13 protein-coding genes and 9 pseudogenes are annotated in these 15,984 nt (G+C 71.0%); 7 read left to right on the top strand and 15 right to left on the bottom strand.

The window, feature by feature from the left end:
* The first annotated feature begins 53 nt into the window (after positions 1 to 53).
* From L2X98_RS20425 to L2X98_RS19455, 7 genes and pseudogenes are all read left to right on the top strand, one after another.
* Positions 54 to 302, top strand: a complete 249-nt coding sequence (locus tag L2X98_RS20425) for an ABC transporter permease subunit (protein WP_354003013.1) — start codon at positions 54 to 56, stop codon at positions 300 to 302.
* 278 nt (positions 303 to 580) lie between these two features.
* Positions 581 to 970: pseudogene (locus L2X98_RS20430) on the top strand (ABC transporter permease); the annotation flags it as partial.
* Between the two features lie 98 nt (positions 971 to 1,068).
* Positions 1,069 to 1,920 (top strand): annotated as a pseudogene (locus L2X98_RS07470) (ABC transporter ATP-binding protein).
* A gap of 53 nt (positions 1,921 to 1,973) precedes the next feature.
* Positions 1,974 to 3,125 (top strand): annotated as a pseudogene (locus tag L2X98_RS07475) (multidrug effflux MFS transporter); the annotation flags it as partial.
* Positions 3,126 to 3,155: 30 nt separating this feature from the next.
* Positions 3,156 to 3,974, top strand: a complete 819-nt coding sequence (locus L2X98_RS07480) for a PaaX family transcriptional regulator (protein WP_259612840.1) — start codon at positions 3,156 to 3,158, stop codon at positions 3,972 to 3,974.
* Positions 3,975 to 4,074: 100 nt separating this feature from the next.
* A complete protein-coding gene (locus L2X98_RS19450) occupies positions 4,075 to 4,830 on the top strand; it encodes an acyl-CoA dehydrogenase family protein (RefSeq protein WP_290427320.1) in 756 nt (251 codons plus the stop codon).
* Between the two features lie 17 nt (positions 4,831 to 4,847).
* A complete protein-coding gene (locus L2X98_RS19455; protein WP_290427324.1) occupies positions 4,848 to 5,240 on the top strand; it encodes an acyl-CoA dehydrogenase family protein in 393 nt (130 codons plus the stop codon).
* 192 nt (positions 5,241 to 5,432) lie between these two features.
* Here L2X98_RS19455 and L2X98_RS20435 read toward each other — a convergent pair whose 3' ends face one another.
* The 15 genes and pseudogenes from L2X98_RS20435 to L2X98_RS07545 form a co-directional block, all read right to left on the bottom strand.
* The gene (locus L2X98_RS20435; protein ID WP_354003014.1) at positions 5,433 to 6,290 is read right to left on the bottom strand and encodes a MarR family winged helix-turn-helix transcriptional regulator; all 858 of its coding nucleotides are present in this window, start codon (positions 6,288 to 6,290) and stop codon (positions 5,433 to 5,435) included.
* A pseudogene (locus tag L2X98_RS07495) lies at positions 6,215 to 7,849 on the bottom strand (FAD-dependent monooxygenase); the annotation flags it as partial. The gene L2X98_RS20435 and the pseudogene L2X98_RS07495, both read right to left, overlap by 76 nt.
* A 102-nt stretch (positions 7,850 to 7,951) precedes the next feature.
* Positions 7,952 to 8,641 carry an MFS transporter gene (locus tag L2X98_RS07500; protein ID WP_354002956.1) on the bottom strand — a complete coding sequence of 230 codons (690 nt, stop codon included), beginning with the start codon at positions 8,639 to 8,641 and terminating at the stop codon, positions 7,952 to 7,954.
* A pseudogene (locus L2X98_RS07505) lies at positions 8,566 to 9,153 on the bottom strand (MFS transporter); the annotation flags it as partial. The gene L2X98_RS07500 and the pseudogene L2X98_RS07505, both read right to left, overlap by 76 nt.
* Before the next feature lie 66 nt (positions 9,154 to 9,219).
* On the bottom strand, positions 9,220 to 9,570 hold the full coding sequence (locus tag L2X98_RS20440) for a CocE/NonD family hydrolase C-terminal non-catalytic domain-containing protein (protein WP_354002957.1): 351 nt from the start codon (positions 9,568 to 9,570) through the stop codon (positions 9,220 to 9,222).
* Positions 9,476 to 9,988: pseudogene (locus tag L2X98_RS20445) on the bottom strand (CocE/NonD family hydrolase); the annotation flags it as partial. The pseudogene L2X98_RS20445 and the gene L2X98_RS20440, both read right to left, overlap by 95 nt.
* Positions 9,984 to 10,754 (bottom strand): annotated as a pseudogene (locus tag L2X98_RS20450) (CocE/NonD family hydrolase); the annotation flags it as partial. The pseudogenes L2X98_RS20450 and L2X98_RS20445, both read right to left, overlap by 5 nt.
* Before the next feature lies 1 nt (position 10,755).
* Entirely contained in the window at positions 10,756 to 11,034 is a 279-nt protein-coding gene (locus tag L2X98_RS07515) for a MarR family winged helix-turn-helix transcriptional regulator (protein WP_259613238.1), read from the bottom strand.
* Between the two features lie 280 nt (positions 11,035 to 11,314).
* Positions 11,315 to 11,878 carry an ABC transporter permease subunit gene (locus L2X98_RS07520; RefSeq protein ID WP_259612844.1) on the bottom strand — a complete coding sequence of 188 codons (564 nt, stop codon included), beginning with the start codon at positions 11,876 to 11,878 and terminating at the stop codon, positions 11,315 to 11,317.
* 34 nt (positions 11,879 to 11,912) lie between these two features.
* Positions 11,913 to 12,278 (bottom strand): annotated as a pseudogene (locus tag L2X98_RS07525) (ABC transporter permease subunit); the annotation flags it as partial.
* Entirely contained in the window at positions 12,275 to 12,427 is a 153-nt protein-coding gene (locus L2X98_RS07530) for a hypothetical protein (protein ID WP_259612845.1), read from the bottom strand. The gene L2X98_RS07530 and the pseudogene L2X98_RS07525, both read right to left, overlap by 4 nt.
* A gap of 61 nt (positions 12,428 to 12,488) precedes the next feature.
* Positions 12,489 to 12,683, bottom strand: a pseudogene (locus tag L2X98_RS20455) (ABC transporter permease subunit); the annotation flags it as partial.
* Positions 12,684 to 12,737: 54 nt separating this feature from the next.
* Positions 12,738 to 12,914: a hypothetical protein gene (locus tag L2X98_RS20460; protein ID WP_354002958.1), complete on the bottom strand. Its 177-nt coding sequence runs from the start codon at positions 12,912 to 12,914 to the stop codon at positions 12,738 to 12,740.
* A gap of 218 nt (positions 12,915 to 13,132) precedes the next feature.
* On the bottom strand, positions 13,133 to 14,569 hold the full coding sequence (locus L2X98_RS22185) for an ATP-binding cassette domain-containing protein (protein WP_259612847.1): 1,437 nt from the start codon (positions 14,567 to 14,569) through the stop codon (positions 13,133 to 13,135).
* Between the two features lie 2 nt (positions 14,570 to 14,571).
* The gene (locus L2X98_RS07545; protein WP_259612848.1) at positions 14,572 to 15,768 is read right to left on the bottom strand and encodes an ABC transporter substrate-binding protein; all 1,197 of its coding nucleotides are present in this window, start codon (positions 15,766 to 15,768) and stop codon (positions 14,572 to 14,574) included.
* Positions 15,769 to 15,984 lie beyond the last annotated feature (216 nt).

Below are 15,984 nucleotides of genomic sequence, written 5' to 3' on the forward strand. Positions count from 1 at the left end.
TCTCGACCTGGCAGCGCATCAAGGACATCGTCTTCCCGACCACGCTGCCGTACCTGATGACCGGGCTGCGGCTGGCGGCCGCGGTCGCGCTGATCCTGGCGATCACCGCCGAGCTGATCATCGGCACGCCAGGGCTGGGGCTCGAGATCCTCAGCGCCCAGAACGCGGGACTCTACTCCACGATGTACGCGCTGGTGCTGGCGACCGGGCTGCTGGGCGTCGTGATCAACTTCGGCGCCCGCGCGCTGGAGCGCCGGCTGCTGAGCTGGCATCACTCCGTGCGCGAGGAGGTGCCGGCATGAAGAAGGTCCTCAGCGGCATCGCGTTCACCCTCGGACTGCCGATCATCCTCATCCTCCTGTGGTGGCTGGCCACGGCCGTCTCGACGAACTTCTTCGTCCCCACGCCCGGTGAGCTGGTGACCACGTTCTTCCGGGTCTGGTTCGGCCCGGCGTTCTGGGAGGACGTGCTGCCGAGCCTGGGCCGATTCTCACTGGGCGTGATCGCGGCGATCGTGGTCGGCATCCTGCTGGGCATCCTGATCGGCCTGAACCGCACGCTGCGCTCGATCACCGAGCCGGTGTTCGAGTTCTTCCGTGCCCTGCCGGCGCCCGCGCTGATCCCCGCGCTGCTCCTGCTGTTCGGGCCCACCGATGCCGAGAAGATCTTCCTCATCGCGCTGGCCAGCGTCTGGCCGGTGCTGCTGAACACGATCGAGGGCGTGCGGGCCGCCGACCCGGTGCAGAACGAGACCAGCCGTTCCTACGGCATCCACGGATTCAATCGGGTGCGCTACCAGATCCTTCCGTCGGCGGCCCCGCAGATCCTCGCCGGCGTGCGGCAGGCCCTGCCCATCGGCCTGATCCTCATGGTCATCTCCGAGATGTTCGCGACGACATCCGGCCTCGGCTTCTCGATCATCCAGTTCCAGCGACGGTTCGCGATCCCCGAGATGTGGTCGGGCATCCTCGTGCTGGGACTGATCGGCTACGCCGTCGCGATCATCTTCCGCGTCGTCGAACGTCGCCTCCTGCGCTGGTACCACGGACTGAAGGACATTGAGAATGCCTGCCTGACACCCCCTCGACACCATCGCCGGCGGACGGACGCTGCCGGCCGAAGACACCCTGCTCTCGGTGCGCGGCCTGAAGAAGGTCTATCGCACCGACGGCGGCGACATCGAGGCCGTCCGCGACCTCACCTTCGACCTGGGCAAGAACGAGCTGACGTGCCTTGTCGGTCCGTCGGGTTCGGGCAAGACCACGCTGCTCAAGTGCATCGCGGGGCTGCTGGCCCCCACCGAGGGCGAGGTCGTCCTCGGCGGCCAGAAGATCACGGCCCCGCCGAAGAACATGGCCGTCGTCTTCCAGGAGTACGGCCGGTCGCTGTTCCCCTGGCTGCGGGTGGCCGAGAACGTGGAGCTGCCGCTGCGCAACGCCGGGATGCCGAAGGCCCAGCGCGCGGACCTGGTGGCCGAGGCGCTGGAGAACGTGGGGCTGGCGCACGTCCCCCGCTCCTACCCGTGGCAGCTGTCCGGCGGCATGCAGCAGCGCGTGGCGATCGCACGCGCGATCGCCTACCAGCCCGAGGTGCTGCTGATGGACGAGCCGTTCGCGGCCGTCGATGCGCAGACCCGCGCCGACCTGGAGGACCTCGTCCGCCGCGTGCGCAAGACGCTGGGCATCTCCATCCTGTTCGTCACGCACGACATCGACGAGTCGGTGTACCTCGGCGAGCGCGTGGTCATGCTGTCGAGCTCGCCGACGGTGGTGCAGGCAGGACCTCGTCGTGGACCTCGGCCCGGAGCGCGACCAGCTCGAGACCCGCTCGCTGCCCCGGTTCACCGAGCTGCGGCACTTCGTGTACGAGCAGATCCAGCTGGCCAAGAGGGGGGCCGGCACCCACGCGGCCGCCTCATGACCGAGACCGCCGGGCGGCGGCTCGGCGTCCGGCTCACGGGCGCGCTCGGCTACCTCTCGATGGCGGGCTCGCTGTCGACCGATCTCTACCTTCCGGCGTTCCCCGACATCGCCGACGATCTCGGCGCGCCGGCGTCGGTGGTGCAGCTGACCCTGACGGCGTTCCTGATCGGCTCGGCGCTCGGCCAGCTGGCGATCGGATCGGTCTCGGACGTCTTCGGCCGCCGGCGCACGCTGATCGTCGCCCTCGCCGTGTTCACGGCCTGCTGCTTCCTGGCCGTCGCCAGCCCCGTGATCGGGATGCTGATCGTCGTTCGCGGCGTGCAGGGCTTCGCCGGCGCGGCCGGCTCGGTCCTGGCGCGTGCGGTGGTCGCCGACCTCAGCGCCCCCAAAGAGGCGGTGCGCGCGTTCAGCCGACTGTGGATCATGACCGCGCTGGGACCGGCCGTCGCCAGCCCCCTGGGCGCGCTGCTCACCCAGCTCGGCGGCTGGCGGACAGCGCTGCTGGGCCTGGCGGTGCTGGCGACCGGGATGCTGCTGACGGCGATCCTCGCGATCCCCGAGAGCCTTCCGCCCGAACGTCGCCACCCGGCCACGCCGCACGCGATCGGTCGCGCGATGGGCCGGCTGCTGCGCGACCGGCGGTTCGCCGGATGGGCGGTCGCGTTCGGGATCTCCTATGCCGGCCTGATGAGCTACATCGGGTCGTCGTCGTTCATCGTGCAGGACGTCCTCGGTGTCACCCCTCTCGGCTACGGCTTCACGTTCACCGCCACATCGGTCGCCGTGATGCTGGGCGCCTGGCTGAGCGGACGGCTCGCGCCACGGTGGACGCCGGCCGGGGCGCTGCGGTTCGGACAGCTGCTCGCACTCGGCGCGGCGGTCATCGCCGCGATACTGGCGCTGACGCACACGCTCACCCTCGTCGGCTACGTGCCGCTGGTCGTGGCGTTCTGCATCGGGTGCGGCACGATGATGTCGACCGCATCGGCGCTGGCCGTGGGCGCCGCCGGCGCCACCGCGGGCACCGGCTCGGCGCTGATCGGCTTCATCCAGTTCGTCCTGGGTGCGATCGCATCCCCCCTGGGCGGCATCGCGGGGACCGGCACCGCCCTGCCCGCCACCGTCCTCATGACGCTCTGCCCGGTGATCGGCCTGGTCGCGGCATCCATCGCCGGTCGGGCGCCCGCGCGACCCGTGCGCTGACGCGCGCCACCGCCTCCGTAGGATGCCCCCATGGCCCGTTCCGTCCCCCTGCCCCCCGTCGCCGAGAGCGAGCCGCGCGCGCGCCCGCAGAACCTGATCCTCAACCTGCTGGGCATCTACTTCCCCGACGCGGAAGGCTGGCTCTCGTCCCGGTCGATCGTGGACGTCCTGGCCGATGCCGGCCACGGCGAGCCGGCGACCCGGGCGACCCTGGCCCGGATGGTCCGGCGCGGGCTGGTCTTCCGACGCGTCGACGGACGCCGGACGCTGTTCGCGCTCACGCCGGAGGCGCGGGGCATCGTCGAGGACGGTCGCCGTCTGGTCTGGGAACGCGATCCGGTGAACCGCACCTGGGACGGCTCGTGGACCTCGCTCGCGTTCTCCATGCCGGAGTCGTTCCAGAGGCAGCGTCATGAGCTGCGCACCCGACTCAGCCGGGCGGGATTCGGAGCGGTCCGTGCCGGGCTGTGGATATCGCCCCACGACGTGGATCTCGACCGGGTGCTGGACGGCCTCGACCTGGCCGAGCACATCATCGTGATGCGGGGGGTGCCGTCCCCTCCGACGACCCCCGAGGTCGTCGTGGCACAGGCCTTCGACCTCGACGCCGTCGCCATCCGATACGAGCGCTTCCTCGATCGCTGGGCAGACGTCGGGCGGGCCCATCCGGCGAGCAGCGAGATCCTCATGACGAATCACCTGCTGCGACGTGCTCGGCACGATCCGCGACTGCCCGTCGAGTTCCTCCCCGAGAACTGGCCGGCCGAGACCGCTGCCCGCCTCTACCGCACGCGCTACGCGGAGTGGCACGAGCGGGCGCGGCAGGACCTGCTCGCCGAACCGGTCTAGCTCCCCGCCGCCAGATCGTCTACACTTTTCATACAGATGCACACAGAGTGTCGAATGTTCCGGGAAGCGCCCACGGCGAGGACCGGCAGAAGGAGAGAGCATGGCCTCGGTTTCGCTTGCGCGCACCATCTTCGACGAGTCTCATGACGACTTCCGCGAGACCGTCCGCTCGTTCGTCGAGCGTCACGTCGTCCCGCACCTCGACGAGTGGGCGGAGGCGGGTCGCGTCGATCGAGGCCTGTTCCGCGAAGCCGCCGAGCTCGGGCTGCTCGGCATCTCCGCACCCGAGCGCTTCGGCGGCGGCGGCGTCGACGACTTCCGGTACAACGCCATCCTCATCGAGGAGCTCGCGCGCGTGGGCGCCACCGCTGTCGGGATGTCGATCACCGGGTTCAACGACCTGATCGCGCCGTACCTGGTGGCGCTGGGCACGGACGAGCAGAACGAGCGGTGGCTGGCGCCCATGATCGCCGGCGACACGGTGGGGGCGATCGCCCTGACCGAGCCCGGCACCGGCTCGGACCTCGCCGCGATCACGACCACGGCCCGCCCCGAGGGCGACCACTTCGTGCTCACCGGGGCGAAGACCTTCATCTCGACCGGCATGCTCGCCGACGTCGTGATCGTCGCGGCGCGGACCGATCCCGATGCCGGCCGCGGCGGGATCAGCCTGCTCTGCGTGGAGACCGATCTGCCGGGCTTCTCCCGCAGCGGCCCGCTCAAGAAGGTGGGGCTGAAGGCGCAGGACACCGCCGAGCTGTTCTTCGACGAGGTGCGGGTGCCGCGCTCGGCCCTTCTGGGCGTCGAGGGCGGCGGCTGGGCGAGCTGCGCCACAACCTCCCGCAGGAGCGCCTGAACATCGCGGTGACCTCGATGGCGCGGATGCGGGCGACCTTCGACCAGGCGCTCGCGTATTCCATCGAGCGGCACGCGTTCGGGCAGTCGATCGCCTCGTTCCAGGCGAACCGCTTCTACCTCGCCGAGCTTGCCACCGAGATCGAGGTCACACAGGTGTTCGTCGATCGCTGCATCCTGGATGCCTCGAACCACGAACTGGACGAGGTCACCGCGGCGATGGCCAAGTGGTGGGTCACCGAGCTGCATCAGCGCGTGATCCAGCGCGCCGTCCAGCTGCACGGCGGGTACGGGTTCATGACCGAGTACGCGGTCGCGCAGGACTATCTCGACTCCCGGGTGGCCACCATCTTCGGCGGCACGACCGAGATCATGAAGGAGATCATCGGCCGGAGGCTCACCCGCCCCTGACCCCGCGGCATCCCGCCCCGCGGCATCCCGCCCCGCGGCATCCCGCCCCGCGGCATCCCCCTCCCTCCCCGCCCTTCTGTGACTCGTCAGAAGTGGTCGGAATTCTCGCAGACATTCCGACCGTTTCTGACGGGTCACAGACGCGGTTGGGGAGGAATGGGGCGGCGGAGCAGGATGCCGCCGGGCGGCGGGTCAGGAGGGGCGAGCGAGCAGCGTCTTCAGGTCGGCGCGCAGGCGAGCGACCTGTTCGGCGGGCATTCCGGCGGCCAGCTCGACCTGGACCTGGGCGACGAGGGGCGCCAGGCGCCGGCGCTCGGCGGCGCCGTGCGGGGTGAGCGAGACGACGTTGCGGCGGGCATCGGCGGCCGAGCGGCGCCGGACGATGAGTCCGCGCCGCTCCATCCGCGCCACCAGGTCGGCGATCGTGGACCGGTCCAGATCGGCCTGGTCGCACAGCTCCCGCTGACTGGCCTCGCCGTACCGGTCGAGCACCACGAGCACCGTGTACTGCACGCTGGAGATCTCCGGCGAGACGATCCGCCCCCAGGCCGCGACGTGCAGCGCTGCGCGCGCCGGATCAGGTATCCGAGGTGCCGCTGCGGCTCGGGCTCGTCGGCGCCGGAGGCACCGGAGGCCCCGTCGGCGTCGTCGAGCTCGGAGGGGACGGATGCTGCGGTCACAGCATCCATCATCCCCGTGCCGATCGATCGGGCTCCACGAGGAACCCGGCGAAGAACGCGGCCAGCCCGGCGTGGTCGGCCAGCGGGAGCACGTGCGCGACGTACTGGTCGGGCCGGACCACGACCACCGCGCCGGCCCGGTCGATGCCGCGGGCGGCGAAGATGTCGCGCTCGGGGTCGACGGCCCACGCCTTCTCCCAGTCCTGCAGGCCGAGCGGACCGGAGCGCGGCAGGCAGCGCCGGCACCTGCCCGAGGTCGACGTCGTGGTGCCCGCGCCGGAACACGCCGTGCACGTCGATCACGCTGTCGATGTCGGCACCGTCGGGGGTGAACCGCACGACCGGAGAGTCGGATGCCGCGCCCAGCCACTCGGCGGTCTCGATCAGGCCGCGTCCGCTCTCGTCGTCGAACACGTAGACGCGCCACCGCCCGTCGGCGCGGTGCGCGTGCCCGAGCTCGGCCCGCTTCGCGTCGGCGACGCGCACCACCGGCGCGGAGTGGAACCGCGTGCCGATCTCGAAGCCGGCGGCCAGATGCTGGTGCTCCGGGCCGCCGGTCAGGGTCGACGGGGTGTAGGTGGTGGCCAGACCCGCGGTATAGCGGCCCTGCCGGGTGAACTCGGCCTGCATCTGCTCGCTGGTGACCCCGCCGCGCTCGGGATGCTGCGGGTCGACGGTGGGCTGGGCGACGAACGCCGACCAGAACCGGTCGAACTCGATGAGGTCCTCGGCCACGGTCTGGCGCTCGGCGGAGTAGGTGTGCAGGAGCGCGGCATCCGACCGCCCCTGCAGCACCGCGGCCAGCTTCCACCCGAGGTTGAAGGCGTCCTGCATCGACACGTTCATGCCCTGCCCGGCCTTGGCCGAGTGGGTGTGGCACGCATCCCCCGCGATGAAGACGTGCGGCAGGCGGCCTGTGGCGTCACCTGCCGGCACGTCGTCGAACCTGTCGGTCAGCCGCTGGCCGACCTCGTACACCGACGACCACACCACCGACTTCAGCTCGAATGTGTAGGGATGCAGGATGCCGCGGGCCACATCTGCGATCTGCGCGGCGGTGGTGTCGCGGATCGCCGCGTCACCGGCGGTCACCTCGCCGAGGTCGACGTAGCACCGCACCATGTTCCCGCCCTCGCGCGGGATCATCAGCAGGCTGCCCTTGCCGTCCGACTGGATGACGTTCTTGGTGCGCCAGTCCGGGAAGTCGGTGGTCGCCAGCACGTCCATGACGCCCCACGCGTGGTTGGCGGCGTCGCCGCGCAGGTGCTGGCCGATCGCCCGGCGCACGTTGCTGCGCGCGCCGTCGCAGCCGACGACGTACTTCGCCCGGACGGTGAACTCCTCGCCGGCACCCTCCCCCGCCGCATCGTCGCCGGTGCGGCGCAGGGTCACCTCGACCGGATACTCGCCGTCGCCGACCGTGAGCGTGACGAACTCGATGCCGTAGTCCGGCTCGAGCCGGCTGGACGACCGGGCCGCGTGATCGAGCAGGAACTGCTGCATCCGCGCCTGGTTGACGATCACGTGCGGGAACTCGCTGAGACCGGCGGGGGTGTCCTCCACCCATCCGGTGCGCTCGATCCGCGAGCGGTCGGCTGCTGAGGGCCCCCAGAACCGCACCTCGTTCACCCAGTACGCCTCGCGCACGAGCGCTTCGGCCAGGCCGAACGCCTGGAACATCTCGACCGTGCGGCAGGCGACGCCGTCGGCCTGCCCCTTCTCCAGCGGGCCGCCCCGCCGCTCGACGATGCGCGTGTCGATGTCGGGGAACGCCGCCAGCTGCGCGGCCAGCACCGATCCGGCGGGGCCGGTGCCGACGATCAGCACGTCCACGGTCGGCGGGATGTCACGGCTGCGGGCGATCGCCTGCGGCGAGGCCGGCTCGAGGCCCGGGTCGCCCGGACGGTAGCCGTCGCGATAGAACTGCATGCGATCTCCTTCGATCAGCGCCCCGGAAGCGGGATCGCCTCCACTATATCGTCAGTACCCCAACGATTCTAGTCCGGGAAGCCGGAACGTCGGCTCCGCTCCTCACCCGGTCCGGGAGGCGCGACGCAGCGAGACGGTCACGATCAGGCCGGGGATGAGGAAGAGCAGGACGGCGACGAGCTCCACGATCAGCGGCAGCACCCAGGCACCCGTCAGCTCGTGCAGCAGGCCCAGCAGCAGCGGACCGGTCGCGGCGACCGCATAGCCGATGCCCTGCACGATCCCGGAGCGGCCGGCCGTGGTGTGCTCGTCGTCGCCGAACGCGTTGATCATGATGAACACGATCGTGATCCCGGCGCCCTGCGCGAATCCGCCGATGAGGCACCAGGCCAGCCATCCGCCGGGGGCCAGGAGGAAGCCGAGAGGGATCGCCAGCCACCCGATGCCCACGCACAGCACCCCGACCCGGATCGAGGTGCGCAGCGTGATCACCGGCAGGATGAGGCATCCGGCGACCCCGGCGACCTGGAAGACCGAGGCGATGAGGCCCGCGTCGGTGTGCGAGTAGCCCTGACCGGCCATGAGCGTCGGCAGCCAGGCGGTGATCGCGTAGAAGGCGAACGCCTGCCCCGCGAACGCCGCAAGCCAGGATCCAGGTGGGCGCGTGGCGCAGCACCGACACGCGCGGAGCGTCGATGTCCGGGCGCGGGCCGGGGTGCGGCACGAACGCGGCGCGCAGACCGCGCAAGCGGGATCCACGTGGCGAGGGCGGCGACGCCGAACATGGACCACGCCACGATCGCCCAGCGCCAGCCCACCGCATCGGCCATCGGGGCGGTGCCCAGGGTCACGGCGAGTGTGCCCACGTTCAGCGCCGAGGTGTACACCCCGGTCATGGTGTGCGCCCGCCGGGCGCTGTACTCGCGGGCGATCACGATCGGCAGCACGACGTTGCCGATGGTGACGAACGCGCCCATCACGGCGGTGCCCGCCAGCGCGGTGCCGATGCCGCCGGACGAGCGCAGGATGCTGCCGAGGATGACCCCGATCACCGTCACGGTGAGCGCGACGTCGGCGCCGGCCCGGCGGATGATCGCGATCGCCAGCGGCGCGCAGACGGCGAAGCAGAGGACCGGGATGGTGGTCAGCAGCCCGACCACCCCGGCCCCCACGCCGAGGTCGTCGCCGATGTCGAGCGCGACCGGCGCGACGGCCAGGATCGGCCCCCGCAGCATCGTCGCGGACAGCACGATGACCACCGTCAGCAGGGCGAGGGAGCGGATGCGCGCAGTGCGTTCGGGCATGATCGGCAAGGCTACGCGCGTTCGATCCGTTTCACTATCTCGATAGTGACATCGGATGCGGCGGGCTCACGCGACCGGCAGCGTGAGCGTGCCCTCGGTCACGGTGTGCGTGTTCGGCACGAGCGCCGCCGCGGTCAGCGGATTCTCGCCCGTGCCGGCGCTGCGAGCGAACTGCGGGAACGATCCGCCGGCCAGGACGAGCCGGATGCGGTGGCCCGCCCGGAACGTGTACGCGGTGTCGAGCAGCTCGACCCGCACCGGGCCGTTCGCATCCCCGCGCAAGCCGCACGCAGCCCTCGGCGACGTTGTGCGATCGGCCGCGGGGGTCCACGTCGCTGATCCGCGCGAACAGGTCGGCGTCGGGGTGCTCGGCGGCGTGCTCGAGCTCGACGATCGGCGCCCCGCGCACCACGACATCCTCTTCCAGCACGGCGGTGGAGTAGACCAGCGTGTCGCCGCGGTCGGCGAGCCGGCCGTCCTCGACGTATCCCCCGCCGCTGATGATGTTGCCGCCGACAGTCGGCGTCGGATCGGCCGGGTCGTACACGAACCGGCGTTCGCGCGCTGTGCCCAGCGCCTCGGCGAGCGCCGCGCCGTCGAAGTGCAGCGTCCGGGTGGTGGATGCCGCGGGCCAGTCGTCCCGCTCGACCCAGGCATCCGTCCCCTTGTCGTACACCCGGACCCGCGCCATCCGCGCCGGTCCCGGGATCCCGGCCACGTGCGCATCCAGCCAGGCGAGGGTCTCGACGGTCGTGACCTTGGCGGCGGCGCCGGTCAGGTCGAGGTGGGTCCACGGGCCGACCGTCAGGGCCGTCTCGACGCCCCGCTCGCGCAAGCCGGCGGTACTGCTGGATGCTCTGCCGCAGGAAGATGTCCTGCCATCCGCCGAGGATCAGGACGGGGATGTCGGTGCGCTCCAGCGCCTCGGTGTGCTGCATCGGCGCCCAATAGGGGTCAGCGAGATCGTCGCGCACCAGCCGGTCGCGCAGCCACGGGGCGGCGTCGCCGAAGTGCGCGACGGCCGCATCCACGGTCGGGGTGGCCTGCAGGACCGGCCGCAGCCGGCGGTTCGCGGTGATCATGCCCAGGATCGTGCGCAGGATGCCGCGCCCGCCGAGCACGACCGTCTGCTCGGTCCAGCCGAACAGGTCGAGGGTGAACGTGCCGGTGCCCCAGGCGTGCCGGCTGAAGTCGTGCGGACCCATCAGCACCACTGCAGCGACCAGGTCGGCGGGCGGGTCGGCGAGCATCGCCCACTGCGTGTAGCCGAGATACGATCCGCCGACGGTCGCGAACCGACCCGGGTACCAGTCCTGCTCGCGCATCCAGGCCGCGACATCCTGACCGTCGGCCTGCTCGGTGCGCATCGGGTCGAACTGACCGCCCGAGTCGGCGGTGCCGCGACTGCTGACGAACAGCACGGTCCAGCCCTGCGCGGCCCACGGCCCCGCCATCCTGCGGGCGATCATGCGGCCGCGGCCGTACGGACCGCGGGTGAGCAGCAGCCCCTTCGACTCCCCGGCCGGGGTGTACAGGTCGGCGCCGAGGGTGATGCCGTCGCGCAGCGGGATGCGCAGGCCACTGACACGGTACGCGGCCATGTCAGTGGGCTGCGCTTCCGGCCAGCCCGATGCGACAGGCCTGGAGCATGGCGCGCAGCGACTGCGCGTCGGCGTGCGAGAGCGAGGCCGTCATGTCCTGTTCGATCTCGGCGACCGGTCCGCGCATCCGCTCCAGCAGCTCGTACGCGGTCTCGGTGAGCGAGATGTGCTGCTGCCGCCGAGACGACGGGTCGGGGACCCGGCGCACCAGGTCGCGCGATTCGAGGGTGTCCAGCAGCTGGGTCATGCTCTGCGGGCGTACGAACGACATGCGCGCCAGCTTGCGCGGCGATCAGCCCCGGGTGCCGTTCGAGCACGGTCAGCACCGTGTATTGGACGGCGGTGATGCCGTGTGCGGCGGCCAGCTCGTCCAGGCGGGAGCGGACGGCGAGCTCGACCTGCTTGATCAGGTACAGCATGGTCACCGGCGGCGCCTCGGTCGCGGTCGCGGTCGACACCGGCGACCGCGCGCTAGCGGGCATCGACGACGGCCTCCTCGTGCACGGCGAGGCCAGCCGCCGGTGGGCGGCCGCCGCGCCGAAGCCGGGCCACCGCATCCGTCACCGACGGCACGATGCCGCGCGGCAGCGCAGCAGGAACACGACCAGCACGACGCCATAGCCGGCATACTGCAGGATGGGCCCCGCCGTCGGCGGCAGGCCGGGCAGCGAGGCCAGGGCACTGGGCAGGCCGAGCCAGAGGCTCAGCGCCACTGCGCCGACCACGCCACCCCAGAGGGTGCCGAGCCCCCCGACCATGGCCATGATGACGTAGCCGAACGAGGCCAGCGGCGGGTAAGTGTCCTGGCTGACGAAGGGCGTGAAGAACGCGCCGATGCCGCCGGCCAGGCCCGCGAAGGCGCCGGCGATGGCGAACACGACCACCTTGCTCGCGAGCACCGGGACGCCGCTGGAGGCGGCCGCGCTCTCACTGCCGGCCAGGGCCCGGATGCCGCGGCCGAACCGTGAGTTCACGAGGTTGTGCACGGTGGCCATCGCCGCCGCCAGCGCGGCGAGGGCCAGATACGCGTACGGCAGCTGGCCGCTGAACACGATCGGTCCGACCGACAGCGGCGGGATGCCGAAGATGCCCACGCCGCCGCCGAGGAACGGCACGGTCGCCATGACCGTCTGGATGATCAGCAGGCACGGCCAGGGTGCCGAACGCGAGGTAGTGCCCGCGCAGCCGCAGCAACGGCCAGCCGATGAGCGCGGCCACCACCGCCCCGAGGATCGGCGCCAGCACGAGGGTCAGCAGCGGCGGGAACCCGAGGTTGACGGTCAGGGTCGCCACGGTGAGCCCGCCGACGGCGACGAAGGCGCTCTGGCCCAGCGAGACCTGGCCGGCGTAGCCCATGAACAGCGACAGCCCGGTGACCACCACCGCGGCCAGCACGGTCTGGACGAAGAACGTCAGGTCGGTCAGGACCAGCGGGACCAGCCCCAGGAGCACGAACACGGCGATGGCCGCGATCCAGCGGGCCCGGCCCAGGGCCGGACGCACGCGCACGGCGCTGGTGCTCATTTCGCCTCCTCGGGGTTCATCGTGCCGGCTCGCACGATCATGATGACCAGCATCATGAGCAGGGCGACCGGGGTCTGGTACGAGCCGTTGCCGTAGGCGGCGACCAGCTGCCCGACCACGCCCAGGATCACCGCGCCCAGGAACGTCATCCACGGGCTTGCGCAGCCCGCCGAAGATCGCGGCGGCGAAGCCGCTGAGGATCAGCGGAAGGTCCGAGGACACCGACACCGCCGTGGTCGGGGCGATGAGCACGCCGGCAAGGCCCCCGAGCGCGCCGGCGATCGCGAAGGCGACGAGCCCCATCATCCGGGTGTTGATGCCGACCAGCCGGGCCGCGCGCGGGTTGGATGCCGCCGCGGTCAGCGCCTTGCCGATGTCGGTCCGGGCGAAGAACAGGCTCAGCAAGCGCGAACGTGACCAGCGCCACCAGGAACACGAGGATGCGCTGGCTGGCCAGGTTCACACCGAGGATCTGGATGCTGCCCCGAGGCCCGGCGGCGAGACCGGGTTCTGCCCCCAGATCGCGACCACGACCGCTTCGGCGATCATGCCCAGCCCGAGGGTGATCAGCAGCGAGATCATCGGCGGCGTGCCGCGCTTGCCGATCGCGACGATGCCGATGGCCACGCCGATCACGGCGCAAGCAGATCACGGCCACGAGCTCCGCGACGCCGTGCGGCAGCATCCCGCTCAGCAGCGTGTACGAGATCATCGCACCGAACACCGCGAGCATGCCCTGCGCGAAGTTGAGCACGTGGGTGACCCGGTACACGACGACCATGCCGCTGCCGACGAGGGCGAACGATCCCGCCAGCGCGAGACCCGAGAGCAGGTAGGTGAGGAACGCCTGCATGTCAGACTCCCGTCGCGTTCGGATCGAGGCCGCCGAAGTAGGCGTCCTGCAGTTCGGGGGCGTCCCGCAGCTGCGCGGTGGGCCCCTCGGTGACGATCTGTCCGGATTCGAGCACGTAGGCGCGCGAGCACAGTTCGAAGGCCAACCCGATCTCCTGCTCGATCAGCAGCACGGCGGTCCCCCGCGAGCGATTGAGCTCGGCGAGATGCTCGACCAGCTGCGCGGCCACCATCGGCGCGAGCCCGAGCGAGAGCTCGTCGACCACCAGCAGGTCGGGCTGGGCCATCAGGGCGCGACCGACCGCGACCATCTGCTGCTGGCCGCCGGAGAGGGTGTCGGCGCGCTGCCGGCGCAGGCGCTGCAGGTCGGGAAGCAGCTCGTACACCGGGCCGATGTCCTTCGGACGGTGCCGCCAGGCGCCCAGGCGCAGGTTGTCCTCGACGCTGAGCTCGCCGAACATCTGCCGTCCCTCGGGCACCTGGGCGACGCGCCCGCCGACCTCGATCCGTCCGGACACGGTCTTGACCAGCCCCGAGATCGCGTTCACGAGGGATGTCTTGCCCGCCCCGTTCGGACCCACGAGGGCGACCAGCTCCGCGTCATCCACGGTCAGCGAGACGCCGTCCAGAGCCGTGGCCGCCCCGTAGCGGACGACCAGGTCGTCGATGGTGAGCATCATGCCGCGGCCGCCTTGCCCAGGTACGCCGAGATCACGCGCGGGTCGCGGCGGATCTCGTCTGGAGTGCCGTCGGCGATGACCTCGCCGAGATCCAGGACGGTGATGCGGTCGGCCAGCGACGTCACCATCGACACGTCGTGCTCGATCAGCATGATGGTCATGCCGTCGCCGTGCAAGCTCGCGGATCAGCTGCGACAGGTCGCGTCGCTCGCTCGCCCGCAGTCCCGACGCCGGCTCGTCCAGCAGCGGCAGCTTCGGCCGGGCGGTCAGCGCCCGGGCCAGCTGCAGGCGCCGCTGCTGGCCCAGCGGCAGCTGCTCGGCGTCCCGGTCGGCCCAGTCGGCCAGCCCCACCCGGGCCAGCGCCTCGCGCGCCGAGGCGAAGATCTCGCGCTCCTCGCGTCGGTGCCGCGGCAGGCGCAGGACGGCGCTGGCCGCCCCCGCCCGGGTGCGCGCGGTGGCTCCCACGGCGACGTTGGCCAGCACCGACATCCCGGGGAAGATCCGCGCCCCCTGGAACACGATCGCCACACCCCGCCGGGCACGCCGGTGCGGCGGGAGCCGGTCGATGTGCTCGCCGTCGAGGGTGATCCGACCCGAATGGGGGTGCAGGTGTCCGCTGATCATCGTGAACAGCGTCGACTTGCCCGCACCATTCGGGCCGATCACCCCGCGCAGCTCGCCGTCCGCGACGCTGAGGGAGACATCCCGCGCCGCATACACGCCGCCGAACGCCCGGGAGAGCCGGTCGACCTCGAGCATGGCTACTTCGGCGCGTCCGTCTTGAACTTCTCCGCCTGGTAGTCGGTGGCCGTCCAGACGCCGTCCTTGACCACCATGATGCCGATGGCACTCGCGTCCAGGCCCATGTGGTCGGTCTTGCTGTAGTGGTAGTGGCCGTTCGGGGTCAGCAGATCGGTCGCCTCCAGCGCATCCCGGATCTTGTCCCGGTCGGTGGAGCCGGCCTTCTCGATCGCGTTCTTCAGCAGCTCGATCGCCGTCGCCCCGCCGTACGCGAACTCGGGCGGGTTCACGTTGTCGTGCTGTGCGCGCCACGGGCCGGCCACGGCCATCACCAGGTCCTTGTACGGACCGGCGGGGATGGCATCGGGGTCCAGCGCCGCGGTCGTGGCGCCGATGACGCCCTCGGCGGCGGCACCGGACGGCTCCAGCCACAGGTTGGACGCCTGCGAGCCGGTCACGTAGAACGGCACGCCCTTGCCGGCGATCTGCTTGGTGATGATGACCGGCGCCGGACCGGAGCCCCACTGCACGAACGCGTCGGGCTTGGCGGCGACGACCTTGGTGATCAGCGGCGTGAAGTCGGTGGCGGCCGGGTCGTAGGCCTCGTCCAGCACGATCTGCATGCCGGCGGCCTCGGCCAGGCTCTTGGTCGACTTCTCACCCGTCTGCCCGTACAGGTCGGTGCCCGTGTAGGCCACGGCGATGGTCTTGACGCCCTTCGCCTTCCAGTAGTCCACGAGGGCGGCGGCGTAGATCTTCGTGCTGCCGGGCGAGGTGAACGCGTAGGGGTTGCTGCCGTCCACGTATCCGTCGACCGGGCTGAGCGCGATCGTCGGGATCTTGTACTGGGTGATGCTGGAGCTGACGGCCATCGCCGCGGACGTCATCGAACTGGCGAGCATCGCCGAGTAGCTCGAGTCGGACGCCATCTGGTTGAACTGCTTGACCGACTCTGTGGGGTCGGTCTTGTCGTCGACGACGGTCAGTTCGATCTTCTGGCCGTTGATGCCGCCGGCCTTGTTGATGTCGGCGACCGTCTGCTCGGCCGCTTCCTTGTCACCAGCTCCGAGCGCCGACAGCGGGCCAGTCAGCGGCATGACCGCGCCGATCTTGATGGGCCCGGGCAGCGCTGCCGGACGGCGATGTGCTGCCTCCTGCGGAGCATCCCGCCAGCGCGAGCGCGGTGACGGATGCTGTGGCGAATGCGGCGACGGCAAGCAGGGTCTTGGATCTCATGGTCTCTCCGATTCATCGTTGAACACAGAAGTCGGCGTCATCATCGGGTTGCATCGGCGCCATTATCAGGTTGCCTGACTGTCAGGAAGTATGAACGAGCGAAGGGGTCGGAGTCAACCCTCAACCCCAGAACGATGCGAGGCCGTGACATCCGCTTCTTACGAAGGTCGGGAGCCGGACCCCCTTGTGCAATTCAC

This window comes from Microbacterium elymi (assembly GCF_021582895.2).
Taxonomy (GTDB): domain Bacteria; phylum Actinomycetota; class Actinomycetes; order Actinomycetales; family Microbacteriaceae; genus Microbacterium; species Microbacterium humicola.

Coding starts and splice junctions, on each gene's coding strand:
- L2X98_RS19450 (WP_290427320.1), top strand. CDS start 4,075: ATGGCCTCGGTTTCGCTTGCGCGCACCATCTTCGACGAGTCTCATGAC.
- L2X98_RS20440 (WP_354002957.1), bottom strand. CDS start 9,570: ATGTCGTGGTGCGCGGGGCGCCGATCGTCGAGCTCGAGCACGCCGCCG.
- L2X98_RS07520 (WP_259612844.1), bottom strand. CDS start 11,878: ATGGCGACCGTGCCGTTCCTCGGCGGCGGCGTGGGCATCTTCGGCATC.
- L2X98_RS07480 (WP_259612840.1), top strand. CDS start 3,156: ATGGCCCGTTCCGTCCCCCTGCCCCCCGTCGCCGAGAGCGAGCCGCGC.
- L2X98_RS19455 (WP_290427324.1), top strand. CDS start 4,848: ATGGCGCGGATGCGGGCGACCTTCGACCAGGCGCTCGCGTATTCCATC.
- L2X98_RS07530 (WP_259612845.1), bottom strand. CDS start 12,427: ATGACGTTCCTGGGCGCGGTGATCCTGGGCGTGGTCGGGCAGCTGGTC.
- L2X98_RS22185 (WP_259612847.1), bottom strand. CDS start 14,569: ATGCTCGAGGTCGACCGGCTCTCCCGGGCGTTCGGCGGCGTGTATGCG.